This window comes from Sunxiuqinia indica (genome assembly GCF_009847015.1).
GTDB lineage: Bacteria > Bacteroidota > Bacteroidia > Bacteroidales > Prolixibacteraceae > Sunxiuqinia > Sunxiuqinia indica.
Window position 1 is genome coordinate 108,976 of the sequence record NZ_WVEM01000008.1, and the last position, 16,543, is coordinate 125,518.

At 37.6% G+C, this 16,543-nt stretch carries 12 protein-coding genes; 3 read left to right on the forward strand and 9 right to left on the reverse strand.

Going from position 1 to position 16,543, the window contains the following annotated elements; genetic code table 11:
- Positions 1–40 precede the first annotated feature (40 nt).
- The 8 genes from GR929_RS13115 to GR929_RS13150 all read right to left on the reverse strand — a co-directional run bounded on the left by GR929_RS13115 (position 41) and on the right by GR929_RS13150 (position 12,212).
- Positions 41–745: an SGNH/GDSL hydrolase family protein gene (locus tag GR929_RS13115; RefSeq protein ID WP_159520520.1), complete on the reverse strand. Its 705-nt coding sequence runs from the start codon at positions 743–745 to the stop codon at positions 41–43.
- Positions 746–969: 224 nt separating this feature from the next.
- Positions 970–1,674 (reverse strand): SGNH/GDSL hydrolase family protein, encoded by a 705-nt coding sequence (locus tag GR929_RS13120; RefSeq protein ID WP_159520521.1) that lies wholly within the window; start codon positions 1,672–1,674, stop codon positions 970–972.
- Positions 1,675–1,681: 7 nt separating this feature from the next.
- Positions 1,682–3,190 (reverse strand): glycosyl hydrolase family 28 protein, encoded by a 1,509-nt coding sequence (locus GR929_RS13125; protein WP_159520522.1) that lies wholly within the window; start codon positions 3,188–3,190, stop codon positions 1,682–1,684.
- A 125-nt stretch (positions 3,191–3,315) separates the two neighbouring features.
- A complete protein-coding gene (locus tag GR929_RS13130; RefSeq protein ID WP_201301009.1) occupies positions 3,316–4,617 on the reverse strand; it encodes a polysaccharide pyruvyl transferase family protein in 1,302 nt (433 codons plus the stop codon).
- Positions 4,618–4,975: 358 nt separating this feature from the next.
- A complete protein-coding gene (locus GR929_RS13135; RefSeq protein ID WP_159520523.1) occupies positions 4,976–6,781 on the reverse strand; it encodes a RagB/SusD family nutrient uptake outer membrane protein in 1,806 nt (601 codons plus the stop codon).
- An 11-nt stretch (positions 6,782–6,792) separates the two neighbouring features.
- Positions 6,793–10,194, reverse strand: a complete 3,402-nt coding sequence (locus tag GR929_RS13140; protein WP_159520524.1) for a TonB-dependent receptor — start codon at positions 10,192–10,194, stop codon at positions 6,793–6,795.
- Between the two features lie 199 nt (positions 10,195–10,393).
- Positions 10,394–11,440: a FecR family protein gene (locus GR929_RS13145; RefSeq protein ID WP_159520525.1), complete on the reverse strand. Its 1,047-nt coding sequence runs from the start codon at positions 11,438–11,440 to the stop codon at positions 10,394–10,396.
- 106 nt (positions 11,441–11,546) lie between these two features.
- On the reverse strand, positions 11,547–12,212 hold the full coding sequence (locus tag GR929_RS13150) for an RNA polymerase sigma factor (protein ID WP_159520526.1): 666 nt from the start codon (positions 12,210–12,212) through the stop codon (positions 11,547–11,549).
- Positions 12,213–12,823: 611 nt separating this feature from the next.
- Between GR929_RS13150 and GR929_RS13155 the strand changes: the two genes are divergently transcribed.
- Entirely contained in the window at positions 12,824–13,009 is a 186-nt protein-coding gene (locus GR929_RS13155) for a hypothetical protein (protein ID WP_159520527.1), read from the forward strand.
- Between the two features lie 241 nt (positions 13,010–13,250).
- On the opposite strand, the gene GR929_RS13160 is transcribed toward GR929_RS13155, so the two are convergent.
- The gene (locus GR929_RS13160) at positions 13,251–13,853 is read right to left on the reverse strand and encodes a hypothetical protein (protein WP_159520528.1); all 603 of its coding nucleotides are present in this window, start codon (positions 13,851–13,853) and stop codon (positions 13,251–13,253) included.
- A 268-nt stretch (positions 13,854–14,121) separates the two neighbouring features.
- Here GR929_RS13160 and GR929_RS13165 point away from each other — a divergent pair, with 268 nt between their 5' ends.
- Together GR929_RS13165 and GR929_RS13170 are read left to right on the forward strand one after the other, a co-directional pair.
- Positions 14,122–14,850: a hypothetical protein gene (locus GR929_RS13165; protein ID WP_159520529.1), complete on the forward strand. Its 729-nt coding sequence runs from the start codon at positions 14,122–14,124 to the stop codon at positions 14,848–14,850.
- A gap of 331 nt (positions 14,851–15,181) precedes the next feature.
- Positions 15,182–16,528 carry an amino acid kinase family protein gene (locus GR929_RS13170; protein ID WP_159520530.1) on the forward strand — a complete coding sequence of 449 codons (1,347 nt, stop codon included), beginning with the start codon at positions 15,182–15,184 and terminating at the stop codon, positions 16,526–16,528.
- The last annotated feature ends 15 nt before the right edge of the window (positions 16,529–16,543 follow it).

Sequence of the window (16,543 nt, forward strand, 5' to 3'; positions counted from 1 at the left end):
CGGTTTTACAATGAGACGCGTTTTAACTTCAATAGATTTTCTATTCATTGCAAATTGCTCTTAATGAACCTGCTATATAAGCTGCCTGAAGCTCACGAACTTTGTCGTTGTAGTGAACATGGTCGATATAGCTGCTATCGCCACCAATGTTTTTTGTAAATGTATACAGGTCAATTACCGGGATATTGGCATCGTGCATCAAACTATCGGCAATTTTATTGTAAGCTATCACGTCTGCGGCATGTCGTTGAAAAGAATCTTTTCGCCTAGGTGGATTATGAATAGAATCTACAACAGCCGTTGTTCTTACCCAAACCAACTGAACATTTTTATCTTTGATTAATGCTAAAACAGCTTCTAAATTTCTTTTATAATCTTCTGAATTAACCTGATAGCTCCCATCCTTTGGATTTACTTTTACATCATGAAGTCCGCAATTAAGCAGTAAAACATCCGGCGAAAAAGAAGGACTTTTGTATCTTTCTGTTAAATATGCAAGGGCACTTCTCGAGTCTCCTCCATTACTTCCTCTCATAATACCACTAGATTTAGGTAAGCCTAAATCATCTCGCTTTCTATCAAAGGAAAAATCTTCTTTTAAATAACCTTCCAAATACTTTCCATAATGTTCTGATATACTATCTCCCAACACAAATAATTCTGATTTTCTTTCCTGTAATCCCATTGAAAGCATTAAAAATGCGATGGGTATTACCAGAAGAATCTTCACTTGTTTTGATTTCATTTTATTCCTAATTTTCAAATTCAACTTTTATATTTTCAATTCTCGATTTATCCTTTGGCAAACAACCAATTAGCTCTAAATCTTTAAGACTTTTTATCTGTTTGCCCTCCACAACAAGGTTTATAAAGGTGATCTTACAATCGTAACCCGGTTCTGCATGTAGAAATAATCCTGCGAACTGTTCCTTGTATCTTCCTTTCCAGTCTTATACACCGCTAAATTTTCTATTTACCATAAATAGATCTTAATGAACCTGCGATATAAGCTGCTTGAAGTTCGCGAACCTTGTCATTGTAATGAATATGGTCTACATAGCCATTTTCGCCAGCAATATTTCTTGTAAATGTATACAAGTCAATTACAGGTATATTTGCATCGTACATCAAATCATCTGCGATCTTATTATAAGCTACCACGTCTGCAGCATGTCTTTGAAACGAATTTTTCCGTCTGGGTGTATTATGAATAGAATCTACAACAGCCGTTGTTCTAACCCAAATCAATTTTACATCTTTTTCCTTGGTTAGTTCTAAAATTGCTTCCAGATTTTTTTTATAATCTTCTGAATTGACCTGATAGGTCCCATCATTTGGACTTACTTTTATATCATGACTTCCGCAATTAAGTAGTAACACATCTGGTGAGAAAGAAGGGTCTTTAAATCGTTCTGTTAAATAAGCAAGGGCACTTCTGGAATCTCCTCCATTACTTCCTCTCATGATACCAGATGATTTAGGTAGGCCTAAATCATCTCGCTTTCTATCAAATGAAAAGTCTTCCTTTAAGAAATCTTCTAAATATTCCCCATAATGTTCTGATATACTAGTTCCTAAAACAAATAATTTTGCCTTCTTTTCCTGCATTCCCATTGAAAGCATTAAAAATGCGATAGGTATTACCAGAAGAATCTTCACTTGTTTTGATTTCATTTTATTATTAGTTGTTAAATTCAACTTTTACATTTTCAATTCTCGATTTATCCTTTGGCAAACAACCTACCAGCTCTAAATCGTTAAGGCTTTTTATCTGCTTGCCCTCCACAACAAGATTTATAAAGGTGATCTTGCAATCATACCCCGGCTCGGCATACAGAAATAGTCCGGCAAATTTTTTCTTGTTATCTTCTTTTCCGGTTTTATACACCGTTAAATTCTCTATAGTCATATTGATATTCCCTCTAAAAGCCTCTGTGGTTCCCATAAAATCGACGGCACTTATTTGCAATATTGAAGTTTCGGCATACTCAATTGTTGCGTTTTTAATATGAAGCGACTTTATGTCACTTTCCTTATTTCTGTCGCTAAACTTAAACTGCCCTGTGTGAATTATATCTAAACCATCTACCACAATATTGCTTATATCGCTTGAAGCCTGAGTACCGATTTTAAAACCACTGGCCTGGCCGTTTCGTACAACATTATTGGTTATCTTAAAATCAGTCATCGGAATATAGGGTACCTCCATTGTCTTCGGACAAATAGCGTCATCTCCGGTTAAAAGAATATTATCCGATATTTCAACATGCTGACAATTGTCCGGGTCTATGCCATCGGCGCCATGTGGATAACGTAACACAGCAATGTTGTTTATTTTAAGATAGTTGCAATAATGAGGAACAACGGCAAAACCGCCTCCCCGTATTTTTACCCCATTTTTATGCACACGGGCTCCTCCCATCCTGATTATAATTCCTTCAACGGTGAGATTATCACAATTTCGGGGTTCTAATACAAAACTGGTAGATGGGAAATTGGTTTGAAGCGCCCCTCTCCCACTAATTGTAATATGATCTTTATCTTTTATAACGAGTGGAGTTTGGTTACTGCTGATGATTGCCCCGCTCTCCAAATACACAGTTGTATTACTCTTTTTTACCGTAAACTGCCCCCGGTAAATACCTTTAGGGAAATAAACTGTTCCACCCGAAGGGCACTGATCAAAAGCACGTTGCGGACTGGAATAATCTAAAACGTTCAATACGTTGGCATCCGAAACATCAGGAACATCCTCTTCTTTTGGCATAGCAATAATGGCTAAAATCCCTTCTTTTTCAACATCCTGATCGTTATCGTTAGGAGTATTAATTCCTAAAATCAGTTTTTGAGGTTTATCAATCGTAAAGGTTAAAACCTTATCTTCAATTTTATACGGAATATTTTTTCGCAAAGGACTCAACCAGGTACTGTTTGGATCAATCAGATCCTTAAACGTAACCTCCACCTCTACTGGCTCATCCATATCAAAATGCACATAACTTACAAAGTTATATTCCTGATCGTACGCAGGCTCATACACCTTGTAATGATGCACATAGGCTCTCTCTCCATTTATTTTTACAGAATAAAATGTGCTTGCCGGATCAATGTGTTCTCCTCCGTGCACAATAACTTCTCCAAATGAAAAGATGGGAAAAAGCAGAAATAGTAAATAAAGATTTTTTTTCATATCGTTTAATTCATGACAGTTACTGGAATAAAATGAGTTTTCATCAATAATGCTTCACAGGCTAGAACTCAACAGAACAGGTAATATCTTAACTGTCAAATCATTTGACAATCCGATTTCACAGACTAAACAAGTTCTACTGCGTCGGCATATATTTTTCTAATTCGTTCGTTGGTTTTCACTATTTGCTCTTGTGCCATTTTGTAATTCACATGAACAGTCATAAGCTGATCTGCAATTTGTTTTCCTTCAGTTTCCATAATTTCGAATACCCAGTCGTCGTAGCCCAAATCATAATACATCTGCCCCTTGATCGTATCCTCAGGCTGTCGTAAATAAAATGCAGGAGTCCCATTGTGCAATGCAATAATTGGGGAATGACACTCAAAACTCAACACACTATGAGCGTTTCTATAGACCGAAGCCGCTTCGTCGGGCATCCAGTATCCACGTTTTACCACATAAGGTTTTACATCTTCAGGCAGAGGATCAATAAGAAGTTCATCCATAATTTCAACTTCATAAACCATTTCCGGACAAACCAATACTTTGTTTCCTGTTTCTCTCACCCAACGTATCATTGCCTCTCGCAGTTTTGCATGGTCTTCTTCTTTGTATTTCGAGTTCGTTTCTTCTACATTCTTAATTCTTTCTTCCGACCATTTCCAATCGGTGAATTTATAATACGGAGTGCGGCGTAAACGTGGCACGGCACATATAAACTTCTTAGTTTCCAATCCGTTTTCAGCTAAAAATGCTGCAGCTCTCTGGTCATCACGAATCTCCATAAAGAAGGTCGCATCGGGGACAAATGAAACATGTTCTCCCGAAATACCACTTTCTGACAGGACTTCTAATGATGCCGTTTCTCGTGTATATATAAAAGAAGCTTTAGAAAGTAATTCTTTTAATGATTTGCCTACCGATTGAATGGTTACACCAAATATCCCAAAGGGCTTTCCGGTAGCTGCCAGCCAAGCCTCTAGATTTTTTTGACCTTGAACAGAAGGCCCAGAACCATGAATCATGATATCTGATTCCTTAAATGCATCTAGTACTTCAACACTTGTTACTTTTTTGTCATCATCTACATTTCCATAAATTACCTTAACATTTGGAAAGTTCCTATGCAGAAGTTCTTTTACCGGTTCTATTGCCAGACTCCTTTTCCAGAGGATGACTTTTGCTTTTGGCAAAAAGGTTAGTAAAACACGAAGAAGACCCGGAGTATGGGCAATATCCCCAATATTGACATCCTGCCAGCCCGAAAGCAAAAGGATAGTTCTCCCTTCTCCCAAGTTCACATCTTCATTCTGAGAAGGTAGCAGCTTTTCTTCACTCTTAACCATTTCCGGAGTAAAAAGCATTGCAAACACAGTTGATGAACTTAGGTTCAAGAATCTACGTCGGTTTATTTTCTTGTTCATAATAGATTATTTCATCCCAATTAATTCTTTCGAAATTAGTTGAGAAGTATGTTATCGGATTTGATATTCTGTCGCCTAACTCGTCAATACTCTTTCACGTCAGGATTTCATCGAAACTTTATGTACAACAGTTGAATATGGAAGTAGTGTGAATACAATTCTTATATTTTTTTAGAAAAGATTTTCCCTGCTTAATTTAAAATTCTATCCGCTCAAGAAAACCAAAGTATTCTTAAGTTTGTAAGAAATGGCCCCCGGAAAGCTTAGAATATTCATTTGGCAAAACCGAAAACAATTTTGCTGAATACCCTCTCCCGGGTTTTACCAAACACCGGAAGAGGGATGTTTCAACTAAAACTTATTCCCAACCTGGATTTTGTTCGATATTTGGATTAAGTACGATTTGATTTGAAGGAATAGGGTACAAATAATAGTAATCCGGAAAAGATGGCCCCTCTTTGAAAATCTCATTATTTGAATAATAAATATATCCCTCGCTTGCACCATTGTCAATTGGAATTTGGTTGTCATAATCAGAACCGACTATCCATCTTCCAAGTTTCTTTTCAGCAGCATAATCCATCTTCTTCCAACGTCTCAAGTCATCGAATCGAAAAGGCTCAGCCATTAATTCAATAGCTCGTTCTCGCCTAATCTCCCAAAGAACTGGATTAATATCCTGATCGCGGGTAGGATCAAAGTCGGCTCCAATATTAGCAACGACCATTGGGCTTACATCTCCCCTTTCTCTCAATTTATTAATTGAAAGGTCTGCAACTGTCTGATCAAATTGCCCAAGCTCCCATTTCGCTTCAGCATAGTTAACTAAAACTTCACCCATTCGAAATATAGGCGCGTCATTTATTCCCTCATGTTGTATATCGGTAATTCTATTGTAATATTTAAATACCTGATAACCGGTTCTTGTAGCAAAGAATGCTTCTCCAATATTATAATCTTTAAAATGCGGAGATGTATGCAAAACATTTAAACCACCTGTTTGTCTTGCTGGCAGGTATTTATGCTTATCATCAGATATAGTCATCATCAAATCAATATATTCCCGATCTGCTGCGATTCCGGTATATTCGAAATCAGCAACATCTCCTACCACTTTATCAACATTATAAGGAGGCAGCACTGTATAATAAAGGCGCCTATCCCTATTTCTAAATTCATCAAATGCATTATGGTCTCCGTCAAATAAGGGGCTCGTCCATCTGGTCTGCCCATCTTTTAACAAATACATATCAACTGCCTTTTTGCTCAAATCCCAACTATTATTCCGGTTGTAAAAAGGAAGCCCATGATCAATAATTCCTAATTCATATTGTTTATAAAATAAGATTCCAGAAACTCCACTTAAATCTTCACTATTAAAAACCTCATCATAATTTGAATGCAAGGTGGGATGATCCTCAATTAACTTCTCTGAAGCTTGGACACAGGCAGTTAAGTACTTATCAGAGTCGCCTAGTCCATGGTACTTTCGCCATGTTCCTTCAAACAAACCAAACCTTGATATTAGCGCTCTGACAGCATCTACTCCAATTGTATTTTCAAGAACATTATTTGTACCTGGCTCCAGTATGTTTTCTTCAGCATATATTAAATCGGCCAGAATATTCGAGGCGACTTCATCTCTTGGGGTACGTGAGGCATACAATATTTCTTCATCCGTATCCGAAACAACTTTGTCTATCCATGGAACATCTCCATACTTGGAAATCTTGGTAAAATAATCATATGCCCTGAAAAAACGACCAACACTTCTCCAATGGTCTATTTCTAATTCAGTCATTTCTGAATTATCTATGTTTGCCAGCATCAGATTGATTCTTCTTATAGTTGAAAAATCCCAAGCATCCGATGAAGTAGGAACGTTTATCCTATTCCATACCCAGTCCGATCCAAAGATATTTTCATTATCCATAATAAAATCGGCATTAAACTCACTGTTCAACAGATCCCTCCACGGCTCATAACCTTCAAATACGCCATAAAATCCCATGGCATAAGCTTGAGTACTTTGAAAACTCTGAAATGCGTTTGACTCCGAAAAAGATAATTTTGGGCTTTTATCGAGCGTATCGTCTAAACACGCCGATTGACTGACAACAGCAATCAAAAATATATATCGGATTAATTTATTTATATTTTTCATATTTCATATTTTTAAAAAGTAATGTTTACTCCTGCACTATAATTCTTCATATATGGATAATTCCCTTCAGATCCTGTTACCTTATCAAGCTCCGGATCAAGTCCATCAGGTAAATGGTCAAAGTTGAATAGATTCTCCCCTGTAAAAAACACCCTGAAATTAGAAATCCCAAATCTATTGAGAAGGCCTTTAGGAAGGCTATAACCTAAAGTTATATTCTTAACCCTGAGATAGGCTCCATTGTATAAATATCGAGTTTGTACTAAACGGCTATACCTGTAATTACCTCGTCCATAAGTGTAGTTTCGTGGGTAAAACGCATCTGTATTTTCAGGGGTCCAATAATCTAACTGATGCTTGTAAACTGTTGTCCAACGATGAGTAAAAGGAAATACTTCAGGAGATCCCCCATACCATAAATCACGTTTGCCAATTCCTTGCAAGAACATACTAAAATCAAAATTTTTATATTCTGCTGAAAAATTGAATCCAAACTGCATCCTCCGGGTATCATTCCCAATTACACTCATGTCTCCTGGATCATCAAGTGTTTTATTTCCTTGATAAATAACACCATCATCATTAATATCCACATACCGTATGTCTCCGGGGTTTGGATTTGTGCTTCGATATGGGGCAATATTATCCAAAAGTGTTCCTCCTGTGAGGTCATCATTCAGCGTTCCGGGAACAAAATCATCAACCGTAAAGAATCCCATGGTCGTATACCCCCAGATTTCTCCAAGTGTTTTCCCTTCGTAATACGTATTAAACAGCCCCGCGTCGTTATCGTACTTTGTAATCTCGGTTTGAGAATCATATAAGTTGAATCCCACGCTGTAATGGAAATCATTTATCTGATCTTTCCATATAATATCCAATTCCCAGCCCTTAGTCGACAGATCGGCAACATTCTGTAACGGGGCATCTCCCCCAAGTACAGCAGGCAGTTCTGCACCCTGAGCAAGCATGTCTAATGTTTGACGATTATACCAGTCAAAACTCGTTGATAAGCGATTATTAAACAATCCAAGGTCAATCCCAATATTCAACGTTCTTACCGTCTCCCAGGTAAAATCTCCGCTAACCAATTTTGGCGATTTTAAACTGGTAGCTTCAATTCCGGTATTACTATTTATCCAAGCAACAGAATAAGAATTCATTGTGGGCAAGTAGGCATAATTATCAATATCCTGGTTTCCAATTTCTCCGATTGAGCCTCTTAATTTCAATCTAGAAACAACCCGGTCAAGGCTTGTCATGAATGGCTCATTTGAGACTTTCCAAGCTCCACTTAAAGATGGGAAGAACCCAAAGCGGTTTCCTTCTGGGAACCTTGAAGAACCATCATATCTTCCATTGAATTCTAATAGATACTTGTCTTTATAGGCATAATTCAATCGACCGAAGAACCCCAATACACCATAGTCTGAATAAAAATCGTTTGCATCGAGTATTCCTATTCCAGATGACAGGCCTTGCACATCGGGAGTAAGCAGTTCCTGCCTTGATGCTGAGATCCCACTATTGTCGTTTTCCTCTTGGTTTATTCCAATCAAAACACCAAGTTCATGTTCTCCTATCTTTTTTGAATAATTTCCATATACATTAAGCGCCCGATAGTTACTTTCTGACCTAGATTCTGCATAGGACGATCTAGTTGGATTATAGGGCTCATAATTAAACGTTGCCGGATGAATCCATCCCGGAACATAATTGGGTGTGCTCTTCCTTCCATTTTTCCTCTGGAAAGTGTATTCACCGACTATACTGATATCATCTGACACTTGATAGGTTGCTTTCCCAAACAAACGTATCACTTCACTAAGTTCAGTTCTTGCTGGTGCCAATTTCACCCAATTCGCGGGAGTTCTATATGGAACTGTTTCTCCATTTTCTAAGGTTCCATAACCCAATGGAATCGTAGACGACATATTAATCGCATCTTTATATATCTGTTCCCAATCACCTCCGGCAGGATCACTTCTTAAACCATTTTTGTAAATCATGTTAACCGAAGTCGTGAGTCTGGAAGTAAGGTCTGTTGTAAGATTCATACTTGCATTATATCTCCGATAGGTATCCTTATCTCCTGCCATAATACCATCCTCATCATTATAGCCTAACGACATTCTGTAAGTGCTTTTCTCAGATCCACCACTAACCGAAAAATTGTGTTGCTGCTGAAAACCCGAATTATTTAGTAGATCGGCAACGGCATTGGTCCCCCGAACAACATACCTTAACCCATTTTCATCTTTAATTATGCCATCAGGGTAAGCAGAAGGGTTACTCTCGTATTCTTCAATGTATTCAAGCCAGGTATCAACATTTTGACCGGTCCAAAAATTACTTTGGTTCCAATCTTTCAATGCTTGCATCAATTCCCTTGGAGAAGCTTTTTCCGCATAAGTAGAGGGAGAACTCCATCCAAAATTGGTTGAATAGTTGAATTGAGGCTGTTGATTTCGGTTCCCTTTTTTCGTCGTAATCAATACCACCCCGAATGCAGCCCGTGCTCCATAAATGGCAGTAGAAGCAGCGTCCTTTAATACAGAAACATTTTCAATATCTCTTGGGTTGATATCTTCCAATTGCATCGGCACATTATCTACCAGTATCAATGGCTCTCCTCCATTAATAGAAGTAAACCCCCGAATATTAATATCTGTTTCACTACCAGGCTGCCCTGACCCATAGGTTATTTGCAAGCCCGGGATAGCTCCCTGAAGCGCCTTTGAGGCGTCAGTCACAGGCCTGCTCCCCAGTACAGTTGTCATATCAACTGAGCTGACAGCCCCTGTTAAGTTTACTTTTTTCTGAGTCCCATACCCTACGGCTACAACTTCTTCAATGCCAATGGCATCTTCAGCCATCACCACATTGATGGAAGTTTTCCCCATCACAGAAATCTCTTGCGTTCTCATACCCACAAATGAGAAAACCAACACACCATCTCCCGGGACATTTGAAAGCGAATAATTACCGTCGCCATCGGTAATTGTCCCGTAAGTAGTGCCTTTTATTACTACTGTAACACCGGGAAGAGGGGTTCCGCCAGAATCGGTCACTTTCCCATTAACGGTTATATCAACAGAAACGGAACTGAACTTCGATGAATTCAATGCGATCTGCCGGTTATTAATATCGTAAGTGATCCCTGTATTGATAAAGACTTTATTGAGTATCTCCGGAACCGACTGGTCTTCGCAATTGATATTTACTTCCTGCGACACATCCACTTTCGTGGCATCGTACATGAAAAAGAACTGGGATTTAGTTTCTATTTCCTGTAAAACATCTTTTATCTTTGCATCTGCCATATTCAGGCTTAAACGAGTGCTCTGCGAGTATGAACTGATAGCAAGTACCTGCGAGATTGTAGCTAGAAACAAAACAAGAATTGTCCTCATTGTTTTACATAGTTTAGATCTCCAGATTTTATAAAAATCCGGGGCCATTAAAAATTGTTTTTTTTTCATAAATTTGTTTTGATTTGAAATTAGACATCAAATTATTTTGCCCTTCATGCTAATGATTCGGGCAGAGATTAAAGGGGATGTTACCAGCATCTCCTTTTTTCTTATAATTCTCCATTAATTCCCCATGTCACTATTTTGGGGTTAATAATACTTTCGTTTTATTTTCATCATCTCCTTTAATTATTTTGTAATTGACAGAGCATGTGAAAGCAATCGATTTGAGAATATCCTCAAAGGGCTCATCTTTAATAGTGGCCGTGAACAATGAATTGAAAATCGCCGAGTTTTCGACTTCAATCTGGATGTCATACTTTCTTTGAAGTATCGGTATAACATCTAACATCGGCTCGTCCCTAAAAATCAAAAAACCCTCTTTCCATTTTAAAAACCGATCAAGTTCCACTTGCCTCATTGAAACAGTTCCAGATGAAATGGCGTAATGTGCCTTTTGTCCTGGAAACAGATCGTAATCAAACCCTGTTTCTTCTGGTTTTAGCAATTTAACTTTCCCCGATTCAAGCACGACCTCAATATTTTTCTGTCCGGGATAGGCATTGACATCAAACTGGGTTCCTAAAACTTTGACCTCCAGTCCACCACAAAAAACGCTTAATGGCATTTTTTTGTTTTTTGTAACCTGAAAAAAGGCCTGCCCCTCAAGGTAAATTTCCCTTTTTTTGACTGCAAAATCAGTTGGGTATTTTACTTCTGTCCCCGAGTTTAACCAGATTACGGTGCTGTCTGGCAAGATGAGTTTAGAAATTTGACCATTTTCAGCAATAGCCGTGGTGAAATTCGCTCCGGATTCCAAATCCTTTGCTGGGTTAAACTTTTGATAAAAGAAGAGGCCCGAAATACAAATCGCTAAAAGAAATATTGCTGCATACTTTAGTGCAGGACTGCCCAAAAACCGAAGGTTATACTTTTTCCTGTCCTTTTTTATGCGCTTAGCAATTTTATCTGCCAATAGTTTCTTTTGCTCAGCACTGATTTTATGATTGGTGATTTGAAATAATCGAAGTTCGTCCCTTAACGCGGTGATAATGATTTTTTCATCTGGATTTTTACCAAAATAGAAATCCCAATATTCACTGATATCATCAGAAGGTTCATAAACCCACTTGATGAACAACGGATTGTCAATATATTTTTCGATTCCCTTCATTTTAATTTTCATTGTTTACTGATATAGTAAGGAATTTTGAAAAAGGTGGACAAGAAAAATCGCTTTTTTTTGGGGATGATCCGTTGATGGCTAAAAAAGCGCTGCGAATGAAGGATATTTAGTTTTTCGCTATTTTCGAAAAGAGGACAAAAAGTTCAATCGCTTTATCTTTTACAATCTCTCGAAACGAGGAAATAGTCCTGTAAACAAGTTTTTTTACCGAGCTTGGTTTGATCCCAACAATATCAGCGATTTCTGCATATCTCAAACCGCTGTAGAACTTTAAAAAAATTACTTCTTTTTTTTGTGAGTCCAATTGATTAATGAGGCTCTCGATCAATTCAATCTTTTTTTCTTCTATTTTTTTTTCATGAAGGGCATCAACTTCAAGATAGAAATTGAAACCAAATTTCCCGCTTTCTAAATCTGAGTTATCAGATTTTTCCCTTTTCACCTTCTCTAACAGGATTCGTTTATATGCCCTCAATAAATAATATCGGATAAAATTTGGTGTGATTATTTGCTCCCGTTTAGACAATATATAAAGAAACAAGTCCTGGATAGCATCTTCCACCAAATCAGAATTTGTTGTTAATTTTCGTCCGTAGCTAAACAAAAAGTCAACATGCTCATAATAAATCGTATCAAAAGCTTTACGATCACCTTTTTTAAATTTGTCCCAGACCTCCTGCCACTGAGAACCTTCAATATTTTTATCCAGGCGGTTGTCCACTTTTTGCGCTATTTGAGTAGTAAAGGAAGGATAAATTTTAATATTCTCCAATCGGATTTGAACTTATGCGGTTCCGTCCATTAAAAAACATCTCTATAAAAAACTGACTTTAAGGGCATAAGTAAATATAACATTGTCTTATTCTGCACACCCATAGAGCAAAATCAAATCTTTTCACCATCATTTTTGTCAAAACTCACTTCTCTACAGAAGATGATAATATACTCATTTTTCTTGTATAACACTCATTTCATCCTTACGTTGCACTTATATTTTTCAAGTAATGAATAATAGCGCTCATTTTACTCAAAAACACCCATTTATCATGGAAAACAGTGTCCTGAAAAAGGATATATAGTTGGCTACGCTGCAATCATCGATAAATTAAGACTACCAATTCCAATTCCCTATCAAATTACGTTGATATGTAACTAGGATAAAAACTATGAAACCGATGATTGGAAAATCCTTCCCAAATCATATCTACCTGAGGATAGTTTTGAAATAACAGGAATTGAAGCATTGTACAAACATTTGATTTTTGCACTGAAATATGAAGGTATCAACCTCCTGGTATTTCGAAAAATTACTCAGCATTACTCAACGGAACAATTAAGAACTCTGGTTGATATTGAACCGACCTGTCAATACAGCAGGAGAATATGTTTTTTTTTGTAGATGATGAATTTGAAACGCCGGATAAAATGGTTGCTTTATTGGTTTGGTTCTTAGAACAGAACAACGGAGTGCTATCTAAACGTGCGGAAGAAAAAGAATATGAAGTTTTATCCGAAACCGAAGTTAATCAGATTGAAATGAGGTATAGTGAAATATTCAAAAAGCAATAATTAATACCAAAATAAATGTAAAAACAACGCTGGTGAACGATTCGGTTAACACTCAAATCCACCTCTCCACAAACAGCTTATTTAGTGCCAAATACCTATATTTTCGATTCCCGACAACTCCAGTTTCGCCCTCAAGAGCTTTAGCAACGAAGGGCTTTTTTATATCCTACACGACTTGCTTCTCCGAAAGCTTGATCATTAAAGACTCGAAAGCGGCAGGACATTTAATTTTCAAAAACCTTTAGGATGGTTCTTGTTGTTTTTCGCTATTCGCTGCTGCAATCTTCTTTTGATATCGTTTTTCTGCCCGGTTTGCCAAGCGTACTAAAATGAAAGCGAATACTGCAAAAACGAGAAGTAAAGGGATTACAAAGTCAAGTTGAGTGACAAAAACATCCCAACTCATTGGATCATTGGGTTTATTTTCGGGAATTGCTGAACCCAAAAGCATCATCCCAACAAAAGACAAGCTAATATAAAAGAGTGTATGCAGAATCCAGCCCAAACCAGTATGAGGGAAATAGGCTAACAGCATTCGTTGCAAAAAGGAATGGTGCATTTCATCTCCATCGGCTGCTGATTTTTTGGTTCCAAATTCTTCCTTCTCTACAACAAGCTCATCAAAATGCCTGGCAACATCGTCTTTCAACCTGTTAAAACGCTCATCTGTTGAAACTTCACGCTGTGCTTTTAACCACATTTGCCAAAACTCGATTTGAGCTTTGGCTTTTTGTAAGCTTCTGCGATTAGCTGCTTCATTCGACCGGTCGTTGATCCACTTCGTAACAATAGGAATGGAGCCCAATACTGGAGCAACCAGTGCCGCTATTTCAGTTATTTCCATACATTTTAATCTTAAGTTAGCAGGTGAGAGTCCAAAAACACATCGATTAATAATATTTTAAGACATCTTACTCTTCTAATTAAAATTAAACAAAATTAGATTCTTTCACAATAGGTATCCAACGCTATAATTTATCGGTATTACGGCAGTTAAGTCGATCTCAAAAAGCGTTGATCTATTCTGGTCGACTTAACAGGCATCAGCCAGGTCATTTTGTTTATTGAATTTGGCACCGTATTTGATGCTTAGTGCAAAAAAACAAAACACGATGAAAAGCAATCGTAACTATTCCATTCTCTGGTTGATGGTTTTGATCATGAGCTCGTGCAGTGCTCCAAAAAACATTATCAAACTCGAGCCTCAACATGAAGATATCAAATGGCTTTTTGGACAATCATTTGCTGTTGATTCACTCTACGGGATTATCTACGAAGTTGGTTTTGACCGTACTGTAAATGATGAATACTGGTTCGACTTTCACGTCATCAACCGATCCAATATGCCAATATTGATTGATCCTGTTGACTTCTCGTACATGGCCTACGATACACTCATGAATAAACAACTAGTTGAACCAATGCGTGCCATTGATCCGGAAGAAGAAATCATGGGAATAGACAAAAGCTTATCGGTTAACGAGGCTCGTTCGAAAAACCAACTGGGATTGAGTTTAATTGCTGCAGGTATCGATATTGCAACAGAAATTGCAGTAATAAGTGATGATAATCCTCGAAATGATCACTGGCGAACTCATCTTTTTGAAACCACCCAGATTGAGGGTGTCGAAAATGAAATTGAAACTCAAAATTTAAATATGCTACGCGAAGATTGGGCAAGCAGCACGGTTCGAAAAACGACACTTGAGAGTAATTATTCGATGCAAGGAAAAGTCTTTTTTAAGTCAGTACCAAGTGCTCAATTTATAAAACTAATCTTACCGGTAGATGACGATCAAATTGAAATGCTTTTTAAACAAGAGCAACACCCTCCGTATTAAGAAGAATACCTGATTCCAGCTACCCTTTTGTATTTATGACTTCCCCAATAGCCATTTAAACTTTTTCTAAATAACTTTTGTTTTTAAATAAAAATATATAGGTTTGCATCTCTATTGAAGACAAAAATGGATAACCAAGTAACATATCAGCAAAATTCTACAGCTCTTTTCATCGGTGCTGCTGAAATGTCTATGTCCATGTCATGCGCAGTTATGTGCATGCGATAGCCTTCATTCAGTATTGTCATTAGTACGGATTGAAGGCACCCCACAATTTCACCCATCACATTACACCTTTTCGTTTATTTTCGTTTAATTTAATTGAAGATTTATGTCTATACATGTCGTAAGGCTTGGAGGAAACAATATCAGTAAGCCTGAAATTATTCAATCGTTTTTATCGATTGTAACAAAAGCTGAATACAAGCATATCGTTGTTATATCGGCTTCGGAAAGAATTCAACACGTATTAATTTCAGCTCTCGACTTACTAAGTGTTTCATCAAAAAAACATGCTGAAGTAATTGCAGACTTGCACCAGGAAGCTAAGCAAATTGTTCAACTTTATCGATTCACTAAGCTTAATTCATTTGAGGATTCTCTAAGCGAGCTTCAGCCGCTTTTACAGGGGATTGAATATACTGGAGATTATTCGCTATCACTTAAAGACCACGTGCTGAGTTATGCTGAAATACTAACAGCTGCTCTCCTTCAAGATATTTTAATTCACCATAGTCAAACATCCGATTTCATATTACCTCACCAACTCGGACTAATTGCAAGCAATGAATACGGTAATGCATCCATACATAAAGAAGCATCAAGTAAAAAAATTAAAAGTCATAACTGGGGCAAACTTTCCTTTGTTCCGGGATCCTTTGGCATAACCAAGGCGGGCAAAATAGCTCGACTGGGAGAGCGGGCAGCCGATTATAGCGCCGCCGCAATAGCTTCAATTTTACAAGTTGAGCAATTGGAATTGTGGGAAATCAGTAAATCATTTAAAACCGCTGATGATACCATAATCCGAGATGCTAAATACATTGAAAATCTGACTTATGCTGAAGCTTCAGAGTTAGCCTATTTTCAGCATTCTTCGATTCATCCACGAATTGTAGAACCGCTAACCGAGCAACACATCCCAATCAAAATCTATGAGTTGTACCAAGGAAAAAAACAACTGAAAACGACAATCAATTCCTCCAATATCAACAAAAACAAAACAATAAAAAGTGTCGCTCACAGTGACGATATCGCCATTTTTAAGCTGAATGGGCCGGGAGTTGGTTTTAAGCCTGGTATTCTATCCATTGTAACCTCGGCTTTTGCCAAACATCAGATCAACATCCGATCGGTTATCACAGCTCAAACCAGCATTAATATCATTATCAACAAATCTGAGGCTGTTAAAGCCGAAGCGATAAGTCAGCAATTGGAGCTACCATCAGTAAGTCAAGCAGAAGTGGTTTCGAACATTTCCCTGATCGCCATTGTTGGTCATGGCATGCAAACAAACCATGGTATTTCTGCTCAATTGTTTTCAGCTGTCGCGAAACACAAAATCAATGTGCTGATAAGCGGTTCGGGCGCATCTGACCTTGTCAGCTACCTGGTTGTTGATGAACAGGATAAAATAAAAGCGATACAAGAGATTCACAAAATATTTTTTAATAATTAACCACAAAAATTAGTA